The sequence below is a fragment of the Bacillus sp. LQ01 genome (assembly GCF_057624735.1).
The window spans coordinates 1,863,227-1,879,942 of sequence record NZ_JBYEZL010000001.1 but is presented as its reverse complement, the minus strand read 5'-3'; the positions used below and the strand labels follow the sequence as shown (position 1 = coordinate 1,879,942).

General features: G+C 31.1%; 21 protein-coding genes and 2 pseudogenes. 13 read left to right on the top strand and 10 right to left on the bottom strand.

Annotated features, from left to right (window positions below; translation table 11 throughout):
- The first annotated feature begins 9 nt into the window (after positions 1 to 9).
- On the top strand, positions 10 to 390 hold the full coding sequence (locus AC22L0_RS09790; RefSeq protein WP_001048941.1) for a nucleotide excision repair endonuclease: 381 nt from the start codon (positions 10 to 12) through the stop codon (positions 388 to 390).
- Between the two features lie 57 nt (positions 391 to 447).
- Here the strand turns inward: AC22L0_RS09790 and AC22L0_RS09785 are convergent, their stop codons facing one another.
- The gene (locus AC22L0_RS09785) at positions 448 to 654 is read right to left on the bottom strand and encodes a hypothetical protein (RefSeq protein ID WP_000265477.1); all 207 of its coding nucleotides are present in this window, start codon (positions 652 to 654) and stop codon (positions 448 to 450) included.
- A gap of 132 nt (positions 655 to 786) precedes the next feature.
- On the opposite strand from AC22L0_RS09785, the gene AC22L0_RS09780 reads away from it, so the two are divergent.
- The 5 genes from AC22L0_RS09780 to AC22L0_RS09760 all read left to right on the top strand — a co-directional run bounded on the left by AC22L0_RS09780 (position 787) and on the right by AC22L0_RS09760 (position 4,575).
- Positions 787 to 1,566 carry an undecaprenyl-diphosphate phosphatase gene (locus tag AC22L0_RS09780; protein ID WP_001104298.1) on the top strand — a complete coding sequence of 260 codons (780 nt, stop codon included), beginning with the start codon at positions 787 to 789 and terminating at the stop codon, positions 1,564 to 1,566.
- Between the two features lie 82 nt (positions 1,567 to 1,648).
- A complete protein-coding gene (locus AC22L0_RS09775; protein ID WP_087967069.1) occupies positions 1,649 to 2,971 on the top strand; it encodes an FAD-dependent oxidoreductase in 1,323 nt (440 codons plus the stop codon).
- A gap of 63 nt (positions 2,972 to 3,034) precedes the next feature.
- The gene (locus tag AC22L0_RS09770; protein WP_000409239.1) at positions 3,035 to 3,562 is read left to right on the top strand and encodes a GNAT family N-acetyltransferase; all 528 of its coding nucleotides are present in this window, start codon (positions 3,035 to 3,037) and stop codon (positions 3,560 to 3,562) included.
- 16 nt (positions 3,563 to 3,578) lie between these two features.
- On the top strand, positions 3,579 to 4,100 hold the full coding sequence (locus tag AC22L0_RS09765; RefSeq protein ID WP_000999082.1) for a YfiT family bacillithiol transferase: 522 nt from the start codon (positions 3,579 to 3,581) through the stop codon (positions 4,098 to 4,100).
- Between the two features lies 1 nt (position 4,101).
- On the top strand, positions 4,102 to 4,575 hold the full coding sequence (locus tag AC22L0_RS09760) for a GNAT family N-acetyltransferase (RefSeq protein WP_002005126.1): 474 nt from the start codon (positions 4,102 to 4,104) through the stop codon (positions 4,573 to 4,575).
- A 120-nt stretch (positions 4,576 to 4,695) separates the two neighbouring features.
- Here AC22L0_RS09760 and AC22L0_RS09755 read toward each other — a convergent pair whose 3' ends face one another.
- A complete protein-coding gene (locus AC22L0_RS09755; RefSeq protein WP_000522476.1) occupies positions 4,696 to 5,073 on the bottom strand; it encodes a PH domain-containing protein in 378 nt (125 codons plus the stop codon).
- 179 nt (positions 5,074 to 5,252) lie between these two features.
- On the opposite strand from AC22L0_RS09755, the gene AC22L0_RS09750 reads away from it, so the two are divergent.
- From AC22L0_RS09750 to AC22L0_RS09725, 6 genes and pseudogenes are all read left to right on the top strand, one after another.
- On the top strand, positions 5,253 to 6,104 hold the full coding sequence (locus AC22L0_RS09750; RefSeq protein WP_000789291.1) for a patatin-like phospholipase family protein: 852 nt from the start codon (positions 5,253 to 5,255) through the stop codon (positions 6,102 to 6,104).
- Between the two features lie 4 nt (positions 6,105 to 6,108).
- Complete coding sequence (locus AC22L0_RS09745) at positions 6,109 to 6,477, top strand: YxiJ-like family protein (protein WP_087967071.1); 369 nt, start codon at positions 6,109 to 6,111, stop codon at positions 6,475 to 6,477.
- Between the two features lie 259 nt (positions 6,478 to 6,736).
- Complete coding sequence (locus AC22L0_RS09740; protein WP_000800309.1) at positions 6,737 to 7,102, top strand: hypothetical protein; 366 nt, start codon at positions 6,737 to 6,739, stop codon at positions 7,100 to 7,102.
- Between the two features lie 132 nt (positions 7,103 to 7,234).
- A pseudogene (locus tag AC22L0_RS09735) lies at positions 7,235 to 7,757 on the top strand (alpha/beta hydrolase).
- A gap of 243 nt (positions 7,758 to 8,000) precedes the next feature.
- Complete coding sequence (locus AC22L0_RS09730; RefSeq protein ID WP_002101039.1) at positions 8,001 to 8,408, top strand: DnaJ family domain-containing protein; 408 nt, start codon at positions 8,001 to 8,003, stop codon at positions 8,406 to 8,408.
- Positions 8,409 to 8,486: 78 nt separating this feature from the next.
- The gene (locus AC22L0_RS09725) at positions 8,487 to 9,302 is read left to right on the top strand and encodes a YwqG family protein (RefSeq protein ID WP_000799821.1); all 816 of its coding nucleotides are present in this window, start codon (positions 8,487 to 8,489) and stop codon (positions 9,300 to 9,302) included.
- Positions 9,303 to 10,019: 717 nt separating this feature from the next.
- Here the strand turns inward: AC22L0_RS09725 and AC22L0_RS09720 are convergent.
- The 4 genes and pseudogenes from AC22L0_RS09720 to AC22L0_RS09705 form a co-directional block, all read right to left on the bottom strand.
- Positions 10,020 to 10,415, bottom strand: a complete 396-nt coding sequence (locus tag AC22L0_RS09720) for a RidA family protein (RefSeq protein ID WP_001169714.1) — start codon at positions 10,413 to 10,415, stop codon at positions 10,020 to 10,022.
- Between the two features lie 133 nt (positions 10,416 to 10,548).
- Positions 10,549 to 10,760 (bottom strand): annotated as a pseudogene (locus AC22L0_RS09715) (hypothetical protein); the annotation flags it as partial.
- Positions 10,745 to 10,897: a hypothetical protein gene (locus AC22L0_RS09710; RefSeq protein WP_002005131.1), complete on the bottom strand. Its 153-nt coding sequence runs from the start codon at positions 10,895 to 10,897 to the stop codon at positions 10,745 to 10,747. The gene AC22L0_RS09710 and the pseudogene AC22L0_RS09715, both read right to left, overlap by 16 nt.
- A gap of 135 nt (positions 10,898 to 11,032) precedes the next feature.
- Entirely contained in the window at positions 11,033 to 12,010 is a 978-nt protein-coding gene (locus tag AC22L0_RS09705; protein ID WP_087967073.1) for an LAGLIDADG family homing endonuclease, read from the bottom strand.
- 296 nt (positions 12,011 to 12,306) lie between these two features.
- Here AC22L0_RS09705 and AC22L0_RS09700 point away from each other — a divergent pair, with 296 nt between their 5' ends.
- A complete protein-coding gene (locus AC22L0_RS09700; RefSeq protein WP_001037071.1) occupies positions 12,307 to 13,269 on the top strand; it encodes an MBL fold metallo-hydrolase in 963 nt (320 codons plus the stop codon).
- Between the two features lie 63 nt (positions 13,270 to 13,332).
- Here the strand turns inward: AC22L0_RS09700 and AC22L0_RS09695 are convergent, their stop codons facing one another.
- The 4 genes from AC22L0_RS09695 to AC22L0_RS09680 form a co-directional block, all read right to left on the bottom strand.
- Positions 13,333 to 14,256 carry a hypothetical protein gene (locus AC22L0_RS09695; protein WP_000721076.1) on the bottom strand — a complete coding sequence of 308 codons (924 nt, stop codon included), beginning with the start codon at positions 14,254 to 14,256 and terminating at the stop codon, positions 13,333 to 13,335.
- Between the two features lie 112 nt (positions 14,257 to 14,368).
- Positions 14,369 to 15,499 (bottom strand): DNA polymerase III subunit beta, encoded by a 1,131-nt coding sequence (gene dnaN, locus AC22L0_RS09690; protein ID WP_087967075.1) that lies wholly within the window; start codon positions 15,497 to 15,499, stop codon positions 14,369 to 14,371.
- 30 nt (positions 15,500 to 15,529) lie between these two features.
- Positions 15,530 to 15,973, bottom strand: a complete 444-nt coding sequence (locus tag AC22L0_RS09685) for an NUDIX hydrolase (RefSeq protein ID WP_000757608.1) — start codon at positions 15,971 to 15,973, stop codon at positions 15,530 to 15,532.
- 280 nt (positions 15,974 to 16,253) lie between these two features.
- The gene (locus AC22L0_RS09680) at positions 16,254 to 16,679 is read right to left on the bottom strand and encodes a GNAT family N-acetyltransferase (RefSeq protein ID WP_000706906.1); all 426 of its coding nucleotides are present in this window, start codon (positions 16,677 to 16,679) and stop codon (positions 16,254 to 16,256) included.
- Between the last annotated feature and the right edge of the window lie 37 nt (positions 16,680 to 16,716).

Sequence of the window (16,716 nt, the reverse complement as noted above, 5' to 3'; positions counted from 1 at the left end):
AGGACGTGAATGAACTTGATTAAAATTAATATTCCTGAAGCTGATGTTTCAATTACTGAACGTAAACAAGTTATTAAAGGAGACGAGCCAATCATTACTCCAATTAATGGATTTATCGATTTCCACTTGTTCCCTAGAGATAAAGGCGGCATTTTTATGTTTTACAATATTAATGACGAACTTCTTTTCGTAGGTAAAGCTCGTAAAATTAGACAACGTATTAAGAAGCATTTTGAAGATAATGTTTCACCAATTAAAAATCACCGTGATGAAGTATACCGCATTGATGCATGTATCGTAGAAGATCCAACAGAAAGAGAAATTTACGAAACATATATCATTAATGAATACAAAGCGAAATATAACGTTGATAAAGTATTCTACAAATAATCAACATTAATAAAAAGCAATCCTAGCTAATATGCAAGGATTGTTTTTTATTTAGATTTATTCTTCATATCTTTCTCCTTTTTTCAAATGATTAGCAGCAACAAAACAGATTACACCTATAAATATAAGTACAATACCAACCGTTTTATGTTTTCCCTCAAAGAAAGGAATATCTGAAATAACATTTGTCATACATAGTCCTAAAAATACAAGGATAGGGCCCACCCAAAGTAATACATTACCGAATTTTGTGTGCTTCCACATAATAACCCTCCTTAACCCTCTTTACATATATATCCATAAATAAAAAGTAAATTCATAGAGAAATATAGTTTTTTTCATATCGAAAATTTAACCCTCATATATTGGTACAAGCAAAAGAGAAAGGAGACCATCATGAATTGGTTAGAAGCTTTCATACTAGGTATAATTCAAGGTTTAACAGAATTTTTACCAATCAGTAGTACCGGACATCTTTATTTAGGAAGGCATTTGTTCCGATTAGATGAGGCTGGCTTATTTTTAGATACGATGCTGCATATTGGGACTTTACTTGCGGTTTTTATTTATTACAAAAAAGAATTTATATATTTAATTAAAAACCCATTTTCAAAGCTCATGTTATTACTTATCGTTGGGACAATACCCGCAGTTGTAATTGGTTTATTGTTTAAAGACTTCTTTGAAGATATTTCAAAAACAGGAATCACGATCGGTTGGGAGTTTTTAGTGACCGGATTCTTTCTCTACATGGCAGATAAACAAAAGAATGGTCGTAAAAAAATGGATGACATAACATATAAAGACGCATTAATTATCGGTTCATTTCAAGCTGCTGCTATTTTTCCAGCCATTTCCCGTTCTGGAATGACAATTGTCGCTGCATTATGGAGAAAATTAGACCGTGAAACTGCTGCTTACTTTTCTTTTTTACTATCGACACCAGCCATCGTTGGAGCTATCATTTTGCAATTTGTAGACGTTTTTCAAGGGAAAGCAGAATCTATTTCTAGTACATCTTTAATTGTCGGAACGTTATCAGCAGCGTTTTTTGGATACATAGCCGTTTCATGGATGATTCAATATTTAAAACGTCACTCCTTAAAAGTATTCGCGTATTACGTATGGGGATTAGGTATTTTAATTTTAATGTTGCAATTTACTGATGTATTTTAAGTATAATGATAAAGAAGTTAATTAGTTTAAGATCCTGTTTCATTCATACAAGGCAGGATCTCTTTTTATTAAGGGGGAAAATATGTTTAATAAGGCTATCGTTATTGGTGGAAGTATGGCAGGAAAGTTTGCAGCAAAAGCATTATCAACTTCTTTTAAAGAAGTAATCATTATAGAAGCTGATGAAAGATGGGATGGAAAGTCTTCGAGAAAAAGAGTTCCACAAAGTAATCATCCTCACGTGTTATTAAAAGGTGGAGAAAACGCAATTGAAGAATTGTTTCCTAATATTACGAATGAATTAATAGAAGCGGGTAGTATTATAAACAACTTTACGCGTGATTTGAAATGGCATCAATTCGGTCTATGGAAACAACCGTTCATAGGGGAAGTACATATGATTCAACAAAGTCGTCCTTTGCTAGAATGGCATATTCAAAAACGAATACATCAAATTTCAAATATTACTATTAAATATGAAACATTGGTTAAAGAGTTATTGGTAGATGCAAAGCTTAACAAAGTGTGTGGAGTAAAAGTTAAATATTTAGAGACAAACACACAAGAAGAAGTTCATGCGGATCTTGTAGTTGATGCGAGTGGATTTGGCTCAAAAAGTATAGAGTGGCTACGAGAATACGAAATTAAAGTACAAGAAGAGAAAGTTCGTATTGATTTATTTTACGCAACGAAAATGTTCAAACTTAAAGAAAATGAGGAGTTAGACTGTTGTAATATGCTAATGTCTCCTAGTTTCCCTGATAACCCTTATGGCGTTCTTATTCAAACGATAGAAGATAATCGTTATTTTGTTACTTTTAGTGGATACGCAAATGAGAAAGCACCACAAACAGATGATGAGTTTTATGATTTTGCTGAAAATCTATCAATTTCTAATGTTACAGACTTCTTAAATAAGGCTGAGGGAATTACTGATATAAAGACATACAAAATTCCTTATCAAGTACGCCGGCGATTTGATTTAGTGAATAATGTACCAGAAGGATTATTAGTTGTTGGAGATGCGCAATGTCGTTTTGATCCCGTTTTCGGCCAAGGCGTATCAGTTGCTGCTATGGAGGCTCACCAATTGCAATTACTTTTGCAAGATAGAAAAGAACTTGATAAAACATTTACACAACAATTTTATAAAAAGGCAGCTACTATAATAGAAACGCCTTGGGATATGACAACAACAGAAATATCACGTCACCCGCAACTAAAGAGAGAATTAACTACAAAACAAAAATTTCAACTATGGTATACGAAGCAAATATATCGACTATCCGCAAGTAATTCTGATGTTTATATTCGGTTAGTACGAGTGATGAATTTAATTCGTAGTCCATTTCATCTCTTTCATCCGAAAGTGCTACTATCTGTATTACTTAATCGAAAGAAATAGCAGGAATATAATTGATTAAAAAAGAATGTATAACAGTTAGTAAATCAAGAAGGAGAATACGGAATGGAAATATACATAGAGCAACTAAAGAAACAAGATGCTAAGGATTTATTTACGTTTGAACTTACAAATAAATCTTTTTTTGAAACAATGGTACCAAATCGTGGCTCGAAATATTTTGAATTTGAATATTTCCAAAAACTACTAGACGATTTATTAATAGAACAGGCAGATGGAGATTCTTATTTTTATTTAATTCGTAATGAAGAAAAAGAAATTGTAGGGCGAATCAATTTAGTAGATATAGATACGGAAACTCGAATTAGTTCGCTCGGGTATCGGGTCGGAGAAAAATTTACTAAAAAAGGAGTTGCAACAGCAGCCGTAAAATTAATTTTAGATGTAGCGGAAAATAATGAAATTACTGAAGTTTATGCTAAAACAACGACTAATAATCTCGCATCACAAATTGTACTAGAAAAAAGCGGATTTTCTTCTTATCAAAACGAATCAGATATAACATCTGTAGAATTAAATGGAGAACATGTGAAGTTTGTACACTATATTTGGAGAAATACTTCACACTTATAATAAGGAGGACTTATTCATGAATGATTTACGTTATCCAATTGGCCAATTTACATACAAACGTCCTATAACTGAAGAAATGATTGATACATGGATTCAAGAAATTGAAGATTTACCTAATGAACTAACAAGGGCAATTAAAGATTTAGATCAGAAGCAGTTAGATACACCATATCGCGTTGGAGGTTGGACTGTACGTCAAGTAGTTCATCACGTCGTTGATAGCCATATGAATAGCTACATACGCTTTAAATTAGCACTGACAGAAAAGAATCCAACTATTAAGCCGTATAAAGAAGAGAAATGGGCAGAGTTACCTGATTCAAAATTACCGGTAGATGTTTCACTAGTAATGCTAGATTCATTACATAAAAGATGGGTTAATCTTTTATATTCTCTAGAAATTGAAGATTTAGAAAAGACATTTAACCATCCTGAAACTGGTGAAACAAAACTTGCTGTTGCAATAGGACTATATGCATGGCATGGTCGTCACCATACCGCTCATATTACTTCTTTAAGAAAGCGTCTAAATTGGTAACATGGAGATTATATTAGAAAAGGTGACAGAAACTGATGCAGAAGTTATATTTCAAATGCAAATAGACTCATTTAGCTCTTTATTACATAAATATAAAGACTATGAAACAAATCCAGCAAATGAAACTATTGAAAAAACTATTTTTAGAATAAATAATCCCAGCAGTAATTTTTATAAGGTGATAATAGATTCGAAACTTGTTGGAGCGATATGTATATCCGCAAAAGAACTACCTTATAAATTTTGGATTAGTCCAATGTTTATTCATCCAATCTATCAAGGGAAAGGAATTGCTCAGAAGGTACTTATTTTAATTGAAGAAATGTTTCCAGAAGCACGAAGTTTTGAACTTGCTACGATTTTAGAAGAAGAAAGAAATTGTTTTCTATACGAGAAAATGGGTTATAAAAGAACAGAAGTAATAAAGAAATTAAATGATAAAACTACACTTGTTTATTACAAAAAAGAAAGGTAAAGCATTTAAAATACGCTTTACCTTTTTATGTTATTTTAGATTAAATATACAAAAATAATGTATATTCTTCCAAAATACTCGGGTTAGTAATTTTGAAAATGAATAAAGATACAAAAACCACTACTTTGTCGTAAAGGTTACTAGCGCTTTTTGAATGCTTAAAATACTATCGTCACCTTTAAATTCTTTCGTAATTGGTTCCTCCATACTAGACACCCAAATTTTAAGTTCTGCATCTAAATCAAAATGCCCAGCCGTTTCGATGCTATATTGTGTAATACTTTTATAAGGAATAGAATGGTATTCTGTTTTTTTGCCAGTTACTCCTTGTTTATCTACTAATATAAGACGACGATTTGTAAATACGATTAGATCACGAATTAATTTATAAGCATGCTCTACTTTTTCATCGTCTAGCATAATCTTCTCTAAATCACGTTCTACACTTTCAGAACTCGTATTTGATGCATTTCCTAAAATACCGCTAAATAAACCCATATTAAATTCCTCCTTTAATATATGTGGAATGAATTACTTATATTGTAACATGTTACTCACAAAGATATTATCACATTACTTTAGTAGTTTCTGGTTATTGTTGTAATTAGTTTATATAACCTCATCTTAAAATCTTATGCTAATATGAAATTAAGAAAAAAGAAGCAGAGGGATATAGAATGAAGAATATCGGTTTAGTATTAGAGGGCGGAGGAATGAAAGGTTTATATACTGCAGGTGTACTCGAATATTTCATGGAAAAGAACTTATTCTTTCCATATGTAGTCGGCGTATCAGCTGGAGCCTGTATGGGAGCAACCTATTTGTCGCGTCAACAAGGGAGAAATAAGAAAGTAAATACAGAGCTAGTATCAGATTACAGGTATATATCTTATCGAAATTTAATTCGAAAACGTGAATTATTTGGAATGGACTTTTTATTTGATGAAGTACCTAATAAAATTGTTCCATTTGATTTTCAAACTTTCTTAAACTGTAATGAACAATTTGTTATAGGGACGACTGATTGCGAATCAGGACAAGCTGTTTATTATAATAAAACAGAACATGGAAATGATATTTTAAAAATCATCCGTGCATCCAGCTCTGTGCCGTTTATAGCACCTGCTGTAGAATATGATAATCGAAAATTACTAGATGGAGGAATTATAGATCCTATACCAGTTTTAAAAGCTCAAACTGATGGTTATGAAAAGAACGTTGTAATTATGACAAAGCCAGAAGGATACGAGAAGCAGCGAAATAAATTTTCTGGTCTAGCTAAAATTCTATATAGAAAATATCCGAAAATCGCAGAGAATTTAGTAGACCATTATCGTTTTTATAACGAGACGATATCTTATATGAATCAAGAAGAACAAAAAGATAATTTTTATGTAATTCAACCAAGTGTACAGCTTCCTATAAGCGGAATAGAAAGAAATAAGGAAAAGCTCGTTAATTTATATAATCTTGGGTATATCGATGCTCAATATCATTATGAAAACTTATTAAATTGGCTAGAGAAATAAAGGGGTGGTAGGTAAAAAGGTTATTTTTAATGAATTGCAGAACATGCCTAGTCCACTGTATAAACCGTTTCCGAATTGTGACATTCGAAAAATAAGAAAAGATTTTAATAATACGTTTACAGAAGATGATTGTATAAGCGCTGATTTAAATTATTATTGGATGCATACAGCAGGTACTTTAAGTTACGTGCTTAATAATAATGAACAGGAGATTGTGTTTAATCAAATTAAGTGGCTAAGAAAATCGTTTTTTGAGTGGTTTCCGCAATATCGTTTTCTAGAAACAGAGATTATAAATTATCCCATTTTATATAGAGATTTCATGAATTATGAAAAAACCCGTAAGCTATTACTTTATTATCTTACTGAATAAAAATTAAAACGTACAAGTGATGCTGTTTGTACGTTTTTTGTTCATAAAATATACAATATTAATACCTTGTCCATGTAGGTATTTTAACGAGAAAAAAGAAGTACATATAAAATATGTAAGAGGGAGGAGATAGAAGCTTGTTAGCTGTTTTCCTTCCAATTCATGTCCAACTCAAATATTTCGAGTAAAATTCGCTTCTAAATGGTATTATCAAATATCAAGAAAACTAATTTAGAAACGAAGAAGGGACAGGTTTAATATGAAAAACGTATCAAATGTAGATAAAGTAGAATCCATACAGTCTTTACAGTCAACAATCCGTAAACTTGAAAATGCACTATCTCAGATGACTCAAAAAGGTGCAAATACTACATTAGTGAAAAAAAGACTCAAAGCAGCTAGTATCGGCTTAGCTATGTTAGAAAGTATTTGGAATCAAGAAACCCATCATTACACCCAAGAGGATTTAGCAGACGCTCGAAATGTTCTAATTGGTTTGTTGCCATCAATTGAAAAGATTTATGTTAAGTCAAAGCTTGGGAGTCCTCAAAGAACACTGTTAGAAAGAAGAATAAAATCATTGGAACTTTCTATTCAAGCAATTGATCATCTTTCTAATCAATAACTTCTCTAAACACATAACTTACGACTACTTTTATATAGGGATTCTAATGAAAAAACTACATATAGAATACTACAAAGGAGAAAGAGAGGTGATGGAGAAGGTACCAATAAAGCGTCTGTGTTAAAAATAGGTATGGACGTGCAGTATAGCAGTCGTTTTCCTTCAAATGATTATCCATCCGGAAAGATTGAAACATATTCTTTTTATAGTTCGATTTTAAATAACACACGTAAAATTCATATTTATACGCCTCATGATTATTCTCACACTTCACATCTTCAAGAACTTCTCATTGTATTTGATGGGAATTCATTCATTCATAACCTTCCAATCGCAAAAACACTTAATTATTTAATTTACAAAAATGAAATCCCATCTTGTATTGCTGTTGCTATAGATCCTGTCGATCGATTAGAAGGGCTAACTTATAATGATAAAATGAATGCATTTTTCAAGGAGGAATTACTTCCGTGGTGTGCATCAAGAAGCAAAACATACAACAATTGCTGGTTTCAGTCTTGGTGGCTTAGCAGCTTTTTATGCAACACTTCAAAATCCACATGTTTTCGGAAATGTGTTGTCAATGTCTGGATCCGTACATTGGAAAAAAGATGATTATGAAAATCAAATTCCTTGGATTGAAAATCAAATTTAATCAATAGATTCTAATGCGACTCATCTCTATTCTTACATAGCAGTAGGAGAACTTGAAAACAAACCTCTTTTAACGGCTAATAGACGTCTGTATAAAGCTTTAAAAGAAAAGGAATACCAAATTACTTATGAAGAGTTTCAAGGCGATCATGGTAGCGTGTGGTGGCGAGAAAAGCTATTCGAAGGATTAAGGGCATTGGAATTTACAAAAACGACACTAAAAAATAAAAAGGAGAGAGAAGCTATGAATCAAGAAGAACTAGATAAAAAACTAAAAAAGCAAGAGATTTTAGTAAAAGATGAAAAAGTTTGGTCCTATACGTATGAGGATCATATTAGTTCTATCGTTAAAGAGGCAGAAAAGAAAGGGTCATTTGATAATTTACCTGGTAAAGGTAAACCTCTTAATCTCGATAAAGATCTTTCTTACAATCCTGAAAAGCAACTTTATAGAACTTTAGCAAATAATCATGTTTTGCCTAGGTGGATTGAGCTTTCAAAAGAAATTGACGATTTAAAAGAAAGACTAAAAGAAAATACAAATACGGCAGAAGCAGCGGATTTAATTCGAACTATTAATAAAAAGGTTTTAGAACATAATTTACTTTGTCCACCAAGTGCGCAAAAAACGAGGGTGAAAACGGACTTTTAACAATTTTTCACAAAGCTATTTCTTGCTATATAATTAAGTAAGGCATTTTCAATTCATTACTAAAGGGAGGCAAATGTGATGAAGAATACGTATCAACTTCAAATTCCGACAGAACTAGAGCAGTATCGTAGTATTTTAGAAGAAAGTATAAAACCGTATGTTAAAGTGTCTGGAACATTAGCAGAGACAACACTTTTTGAGAGTAAGTTTGGTGGTTATCCGTATTTACCTATAGATCAAGAGCATCCTAAAGACTCAAATGGACAACCTATGATGCTACTTGCGCAGTTAAACTTTGAAGAAATTCCGCATGTTGAATATATGCCTCAAAAGGGAATGTTACAGTTTTTCGTAAGTGCTGATGATGAGCTTTATGGAGCAGATTTTGATCATCCAACAATCCAAAAAGACTTTCGAATTATTTATCATTCTACAATTATAGAAGATTTAAATAAGGTAATTACTGATTTTAGTTATTTAAACACTTTAGAATTAGAAGACTTTATCATACCTGAAGCAGCAAAACTGAATTTTGAGTTAGCTTATCAACCAGTAACACCAAGAGATTATCGATTTGAAATGATTTTTAGTGATAACATTGATTGGGAAGAAATTGTTGATGAAGAAAATAATACAGAATTAGGCGAACTGTATGATGATTTATGTAAAGATCAAGGACATAAAATTGGTGGATATCCATTTTTCACACAGACAGATCCGAGAGAATGGGAAGAAAAATACCAGCAACATGACATATTATTGCTGCAAATTGATACAGACGATTCATTAAATATTATGTGGGGCGATTCTGGGGTTGCTAATTTCTTTATACGTAAGGAAGAGCTGTTAAATCTAGATTTTTCCAATGTCATTTACAATTGGGATTGTTACTAGAAGATATAAATAAAATAATAGCAAATAAAAAATCTTCCTGAAGGTGAGGAGGATTTTTTTATTTTAAAAATAAGTGTTATGTTAACTAGAATAAAAAAACAATGAGTGTAATGAAAGTCAAGCCTAAATAACAGAAATAACAACAAATAATGTGAAGTTGTAAAACGTGTGCAAATAGCAATAAATTCATAAAGTAAAACATAAAATATAATTATTAATTTATATTTTGTATAGAAATAATTTTTCTGTATAAAAAATTTCTTGTCGATCAAAAATGTTTTTGATTCGATAATTATTAATGGATTATTGATTTGAATTTGCTGTGATGAATTTATAACAAATAAAAACGATAAAAACTGAAGAAATTTGTTTATATAAGATTTCATGTGAATCTCACTAAAAATCTCTGATTCGTCTCATTAAGTATAGTTTACTTGGTTTTTGATACCTGATATCTCTTTGTTTCTTTAACTGCCTATAATATATATTATGTTAACTGTAAAAAAGTAATAAACTTACTAAGTTTTAGTTGTGTTTATTATGATCCCCTTTTCCACCGAATTAGTAATGTGTGATTGGTTATGTATTTATTCGCTTTATTAGCTATTGATAATAATATTTTCGGATATAAATTAGATTTTAAATAATAAAAATACAATTCGTTTAATCTGTTCATTTTAAACGAATTGTATTATGATGACGAATATTTTTTTATAACTAGTTTGCTACAGCGATTGCTTCGATTTCAATTAATAAGTTATCGTTAATTAACTTTCTAACTTCTACAGCTGAACTTGCTGGTGGATTATTAGTGTCAATGTATTGATCTCGAATATTTCTCACAATGGCCATTTGAGAAATATCTGTTAAGAAAAATGTTAATTTGACTACATCATTAAATTTTAATTCCGAAGTTTCCAATGCACTTTTAATATTTTCGAATACTTGTCGCGTTTGTGTAGCTAAATCGTCAATTCCAACTATTTGACCGTCAGTGTTAATCGCTACTTGTCCAGATATGTAAATTGTTCGTTTAGCGTTTGTAACTTCGACTACATGCGAGTATCCAAAAGTTGGTGGCATCGTTTCTGGATTGATAAATTTCTTTTGCAAGGCTCTTCTCCCCTTTAAACATTTCATTTTCTTAATGTTAGGTTTTGATTTCAGATTATCCTCTATTTACTAATAATTATTTATCGATTTAGCTGCTACATTTGTAAAAGTGTATTAGCACTTTAATTTAAAGTTATTGATGGATTATGTACGTTTGATTTTTTTTGTGCTTGTTATAATTACACCTTGTTTTATTAATTCTTCAGTTACTTTTGTATAGAAAAAGTGATACCACCAGATAAAAAACTCTTCATAAGTAATTTCTTTTGAGTATCTGCTGCTGGCAAAGTATTCTTTTAAAGATTTATCGTTTTCATTAAACAATAAGACTAAATCTTTACTGATCCAAGATGAAGCATTACAAGTAAATATTGAAGTTTCGTTCCTTTTATTTTTATAGATGGCGAATTATCTCCAGAGAAAATCATTTTAGCTTCATAAGCTGTATGTAATATATTCTCCGGAATATTATTAGTAAACACTTCATAACCCCTCCCTTACTAGTAAATTCATTGTAAGATTTATGTATTTACTAACTTCTATAAACGAAAATAAGTATCCTCTAATAATCTCAAATTAAAAACCTTAGCATAGATATACTAAGGTTTTTTGTATTTTTATAATGAATGAATTCTTTCATAGTCTTTTTTAAATTGATTATCATTTTTTAACCAACTTTTAAAAGTTGGTTCCTTTATTTCTAAACTGGAACAAGTTTTAGCGATACATTTATTTTTCATATATTCCTTAAGGAAATTTTGTTTTCTCTGCTTAACAGCAGATTGGGTTCTTTTTAGGTTTCGATCTTTTAATTGATCTAGACTTAGACTTTCTTTCTGAAATTCTTCATATTTTCTATGCAAATAAATATCTTTGTCTTTATAAATCCAATTTGAAAATAGTTGTATTGATTTTCTCCCGGTTAAAATGACGCGATAATGTTTATTTTGATTTAGTAAATCGGCTGGTAAATTGTGATTTTGTAGTACCTGATTTAAAGAATTCATAAAGCTATATGATCCTCCTACAAAGCTTACTGTATACGTTTCATACTTGACGTAACCATCCCCATCAAAATATCCACGAACAAAATGATGTAAATATTCTTCAGGCACGAATGGAAATTTAATATTTAATGATTTACATGGCATGATTCCATGTATGTTCATAAGGTCGTCTTTTATTGTTTTGCTATTAATGTTTAGCATATATACGTCTGTTTTTTTGTTTTGATAAAGTGGCTGGTTGGTGTTTAATTCTTTTTTTATATCTTCTAAAATATAACTTTCTTTTTGTGATATACTGACGCATTGATTTTCTTTTTGTATAACGCCGTCAGCTGCTATAAATCCTAAAATATAAGCCATATTATTTGACCAAGTTTTAAAATAATTTTCTTTTATGTCATACTTTCTCTTCCAACTCCCTATAGCGCGCCTTGGGACGTTGCTGTCTGATAAAACCATACGAATATACCTTGCAGACACATTAGCAAGTGTAGCAATCTCTGAGGTGCTTTTCCCCTCTGCATATAGCTGCGTTACCTCAGATTTTGATAGTTTACATTTTGATTTCTTTTTTCGCTCTATGTGCACTTACATCCTCTCCCTCCTTTCTTTTATTAGAGACATATTTTCTTCTATAACATACAATGAAACATATGTTCTTTGTTGCGTATAAGAAGGAATTTACTAAATAAAAACAATTTACATGTACTTAATATTTGTCTTAGCTGCTGCTATGCGATTTGTACTTTATAGATACAAATAATGAATTTGACGGATTTATGAAATACAAGGCATTTTAGATGAAAGGTAAAATAATATAGTTTAAACTACAAATAGCTACAATAACAACATACGTAAATTGTTAATCGTAAAAAGGAGAACGAATGAATAAGAAATATACAAATCAAATTCATACTGATATGAGTTTTAAACCGAAAGATATTATAAGTTTAATGACGGATTACTTTAAAATAAAATCAAAGCTGCGTCCTATAAAGGATTTGCCTGTTGTTTTATCAAATAAAGATAATGAAGCGTTAGAGAGTGTTACATGGTTTGGCCATTCTGCTTCTCTTTTGAAAATAGAAGGTAAAAAACTGTTATTAGACCCGATGTTTGGAGATGCCTCTTCCCCATTTCCCTTGTTTAATAGTAAGCGTTATAGTGGTGCTTTTTCTTTAGAACGTGATGACCTTCAAGAAATTGATGCGATTATCATTTCTCATAATCACTATGATCATTTGAATTACAAAAGTATTATGCAGTTAAAAAATCGCGCAAAACACTTTTATGTTCCAACTGGAGTTGCACAATATCTTATTAAATGGGGTGTTTCACCTAGTAAAATTAGTGAGCATAATTGGTGGGACGAAATTACGTTTGATAATATTAAGTTAGTATGTGCGCCTGCAAGGCATTTCTCTGGACGTGGTATGACAGATAGAGATCGTTCATTATGGTGTTCATGGCTTATTCTTGGTCAAGAGACTAAAATTTTCTTTAGTGGTGATAGCGGTTATGCCCCTCACTTTAAGGAAATTGGTGATAAATACGGTCCATTCGATCTTACATTAATGGAATGCGGGCAATATGATCCGAGGTGGTCTGCTATTCATATGTTGCCTGAAGAAACGGTACAAGCTCATATTGATGTTAAAGGAGAATTACTTCTTCCGATTCATTGGGGTGCTTTTACGTTAGCATTACACGAATGGAGTGACCCGATAGAACGTGTTACGAAAGAAGCTAACCGTTTAGGAGTTAAAATTACAACGCCACAAATTGGCGAATCTATTACGTTAAAATCTACAGACTATCCTTTATCCGCTTGGTGGAAGGAAATTTAATTTTAAAATATAAAAAGAGCGAATCCTCTTATAAAGAATTCGCTCTTTTTTCTGTATTTAAACTTATTTCACTATATTGGATCTCCCACTATCTAATACTCTATTTGCTGGTACACTGGACATTTCAACCACTGTATTCATACTCTTATCAGTCAGTTCAATGAGTTCGTTTTCATGTTTTATTTTATTTAAATCCCACACCATCCCATGAAATTCATTATGTTGACCACTTACCTGTATAATGCTTTTTGTTTTATTTGAAGGCTGTATTTGAAGGTTTGTAAATTGATTCCCACTAATTTCATTTGGCGTAGTTACTTGACTATCCATATAAATCATATTTACACAGTCTTCTAAAGAAAAGTTCATAAAACGATTGGCATTTATCCAAGCTTGTCCGGTGCTCGGTTTTTTCGCTACTAATTTCAGTCCAGTTTCCATTCCTACAACTTTAATATTTTCGAAGTTAACAAACGAAATTTCATTTTCTTTTCCAGCAGAGTATAAAGAAATTCCGGTACCTTTATTCGTTTCCGTCCAATTGATAATATTTATATCTTTTATTTGTGTTTTGTTCCAAGTGTTATAATATTTATTTTTACCGTCTAAATAAATAACTTCAGAGTTAAATTTAGGATCGTCAATAGTTATATACGCTCCTTCAATGGATGCGTTTTTCTCTAGTTCTAAAACTCTAAAGTTTCCCTCAACTACAAATTGGGATCCATAACCAAATAATAATTTCACACCTTTTTTAACAATGATTGGTGACGTGATTTTATACTTTTTATCATCAAGCAATACAGTTTTAATTTTACTAGACTCTGCTTTATTAATAGCAGATTGTATTTTTATTGAATCATTTTCCCCTTTAAAGTTTTCTACATACAAGTTAGTACTTTTAGCTGCATAGTCTTTTTTGTTGTATTGATAAAAAGCAAAAATAATTAAAACTATACCAATGAGTAAAACAATTATTTTCTTCATCGTACTCACCCCATATCGATTAATCTATGGCTTTTATATTCAGGTTATTATTATTTTGCTTTGTATTTCAGATTACCATTGCTGCTTTGTCTATTAATCCCTTCCTCTATCCTTAATAAGCTCTTACTGGCGATATAAGATGTACTGCTGCAGATTGCTCTCCTGCTTCAATCAATATCGGTCGCATAGAACCTCCAAAACTTAAAGTAATCGTTTCTTCTTTTATTGCTCTTAAAGCATCAACCATAAAACGCCCATCGAAAGATATATTTAATTGTTTTTCACCTTGAATCGCATCTATTTGTTGCGTTTCAGATATTTTCCCAATTTGAGAAGCGTTTGAAGAAATTTTAATTGTGGATTCGTTTATGATTTCTAAGTTAACATTGTTATTAGCCCATTCACTTGCTAATAAACTTGATCGGTCTACACCTTGTAATATCTTTTTTCTATCTACGTTAATAATCGTTTTAAAATCATTTGGAATAAGGTTAGAAATATTAGGATATTTCCCTTCAATTAGTCTTGAATATAATGTAGTTGTTCCGAGCGTAAATATAATATGACTCTCTGAAAGGTAGATATATACGAATTCCGAATTGCTGTTCATTAATTTTAGAAGTTCACTAATGGTTGCGCTTGGTACAATACAATTTGCTTTTACATCTGAGGAAAGTAATGTTTCGCGTATCGCTAGTCTATGTGAGTCAGTTGCAGCGCAAATTAACTTATTATTAGATAACTCTATATGCACCCCAGTAAGAACAGGTCTAGATTCATTTTTTGCTACCGCAAAGACTGTTTGTTTAAATACTTCAATCAATCGCTCTGTCTCTACCTTGATTTCTGCATGATTGTCTATAAGCGGTACATTCGGAAACTCATCTGCAGGAAATCCATTTAAACTTAATGTGATTTCTTCTGATTGTATCTTAATAGTTTGCTCATTCTTACTTTTTATTGCGATATCACTTGGCATTTTCTTTATTATTTCAATGAAATACTTTGCAGGTACAACAATAGTTCCTACCTTTAAAATAGTTGCAATCTTTTCGTCTTCAATTGAAACAGGAATGAATTTTTCAATAAAAATATTTGAGTTACTTGCAATTAAAGTAATTCCAGATTGATCTGCAGTTATTTTTATACCAGATAATATAGGAATTAAAGATTTTGTTGATATTGCTTTGTTGACTTCTGAAAGTGCTTGAGTGAATTGTTTGTGATTAACGATAAACTCCATGTTTCCCCCGCCTTACATGAGATAATATTTTTATGAAGATTGATGAACGATTGTTCCGTTAAAAAAATAAGGTACTGTTTCTTTCTTTTGTAATAAATATAGTAAATGTTCTGGTATGCGTAAATACGGTGCTGCTATATGTAATTCCATCCAAGTAATCTCTTCGATTTCTTTTGGCCTTGATATATATGTCTCCCCGCCGATTATTTCGCCTAGAAAATTAAAGAAAATTGCATGATGATCTCTTTCCTCGAAAAAGGCTTCACTGATAGAACAAATCCCGTTTACGTTTATATGTAACCCTGTTTCTTCTTTTACTTCTCGAATTACTGCTTCTTCTAATGTTTCTCCTAGTTTAACTGCGCCACCTGGTAATGTATAATAAGAACCATTTTCCCCTTTGTTTTTTACCATTAAGATCTTTTCATTAGTTTTATCGTACAAAATCGCGTATGTAACATTAACTTTTTTCATATGTACCTCCTCTATTTTAAATAAAAGGAATTTTCTGTCTTCTTTTTATTCTACCATTAACTCCTTTTAATATATATAAGTTAGTTAAGTCTTGCCTTTACCGCTATTGTTGGAGTTAATAAGAATAGGCTACTGATATAAAAAAAAGAACGTACCTTAGGAAGATTATCCAAAGTACGTTCTTGCAGTTTTAGTATAAAAATTGATTCAATTAATACTGAAATTAATAATAACCTCGCCCTTATTGCATTTGTATTTCAAATACTAACGTTAACAAATTCTATATACTTTTTAACCGTTTTTCTAAATAATAATGATTATGTCCTTTCGGATGATCTTCACTTACTCCAATTACTTTATATCCATGTTTCTTATAAAAATCAGGTGCTTGGAAACTAAAAGTATCTAAATTAATTAACCTACACCCTTTTTCAATTGCAAATTCTTCAATAAGCTTTATTAACTTGCTTCCGTAACCTTCATGCCTATATTCTTCAGAAACCCATAGAAAGTCAACGTGTACATGGTGCCAAAAAGTTATTGCCGTTACCCCACCTACTATTTCTTCTTTTTCATTTCTTACTATGAAACTAACCTTTTCTGAAGGTGTTTTTTCTTCATCTGCAAGATATTTTTGATTGTATTCAATTACTTTCTCTCTTATGTAATCACTATCTTCTTGTACCCACTGCTGTACTATTTTCATTTTAAGTGTCACGCTCCTTTTTACTTATCTATTCAAT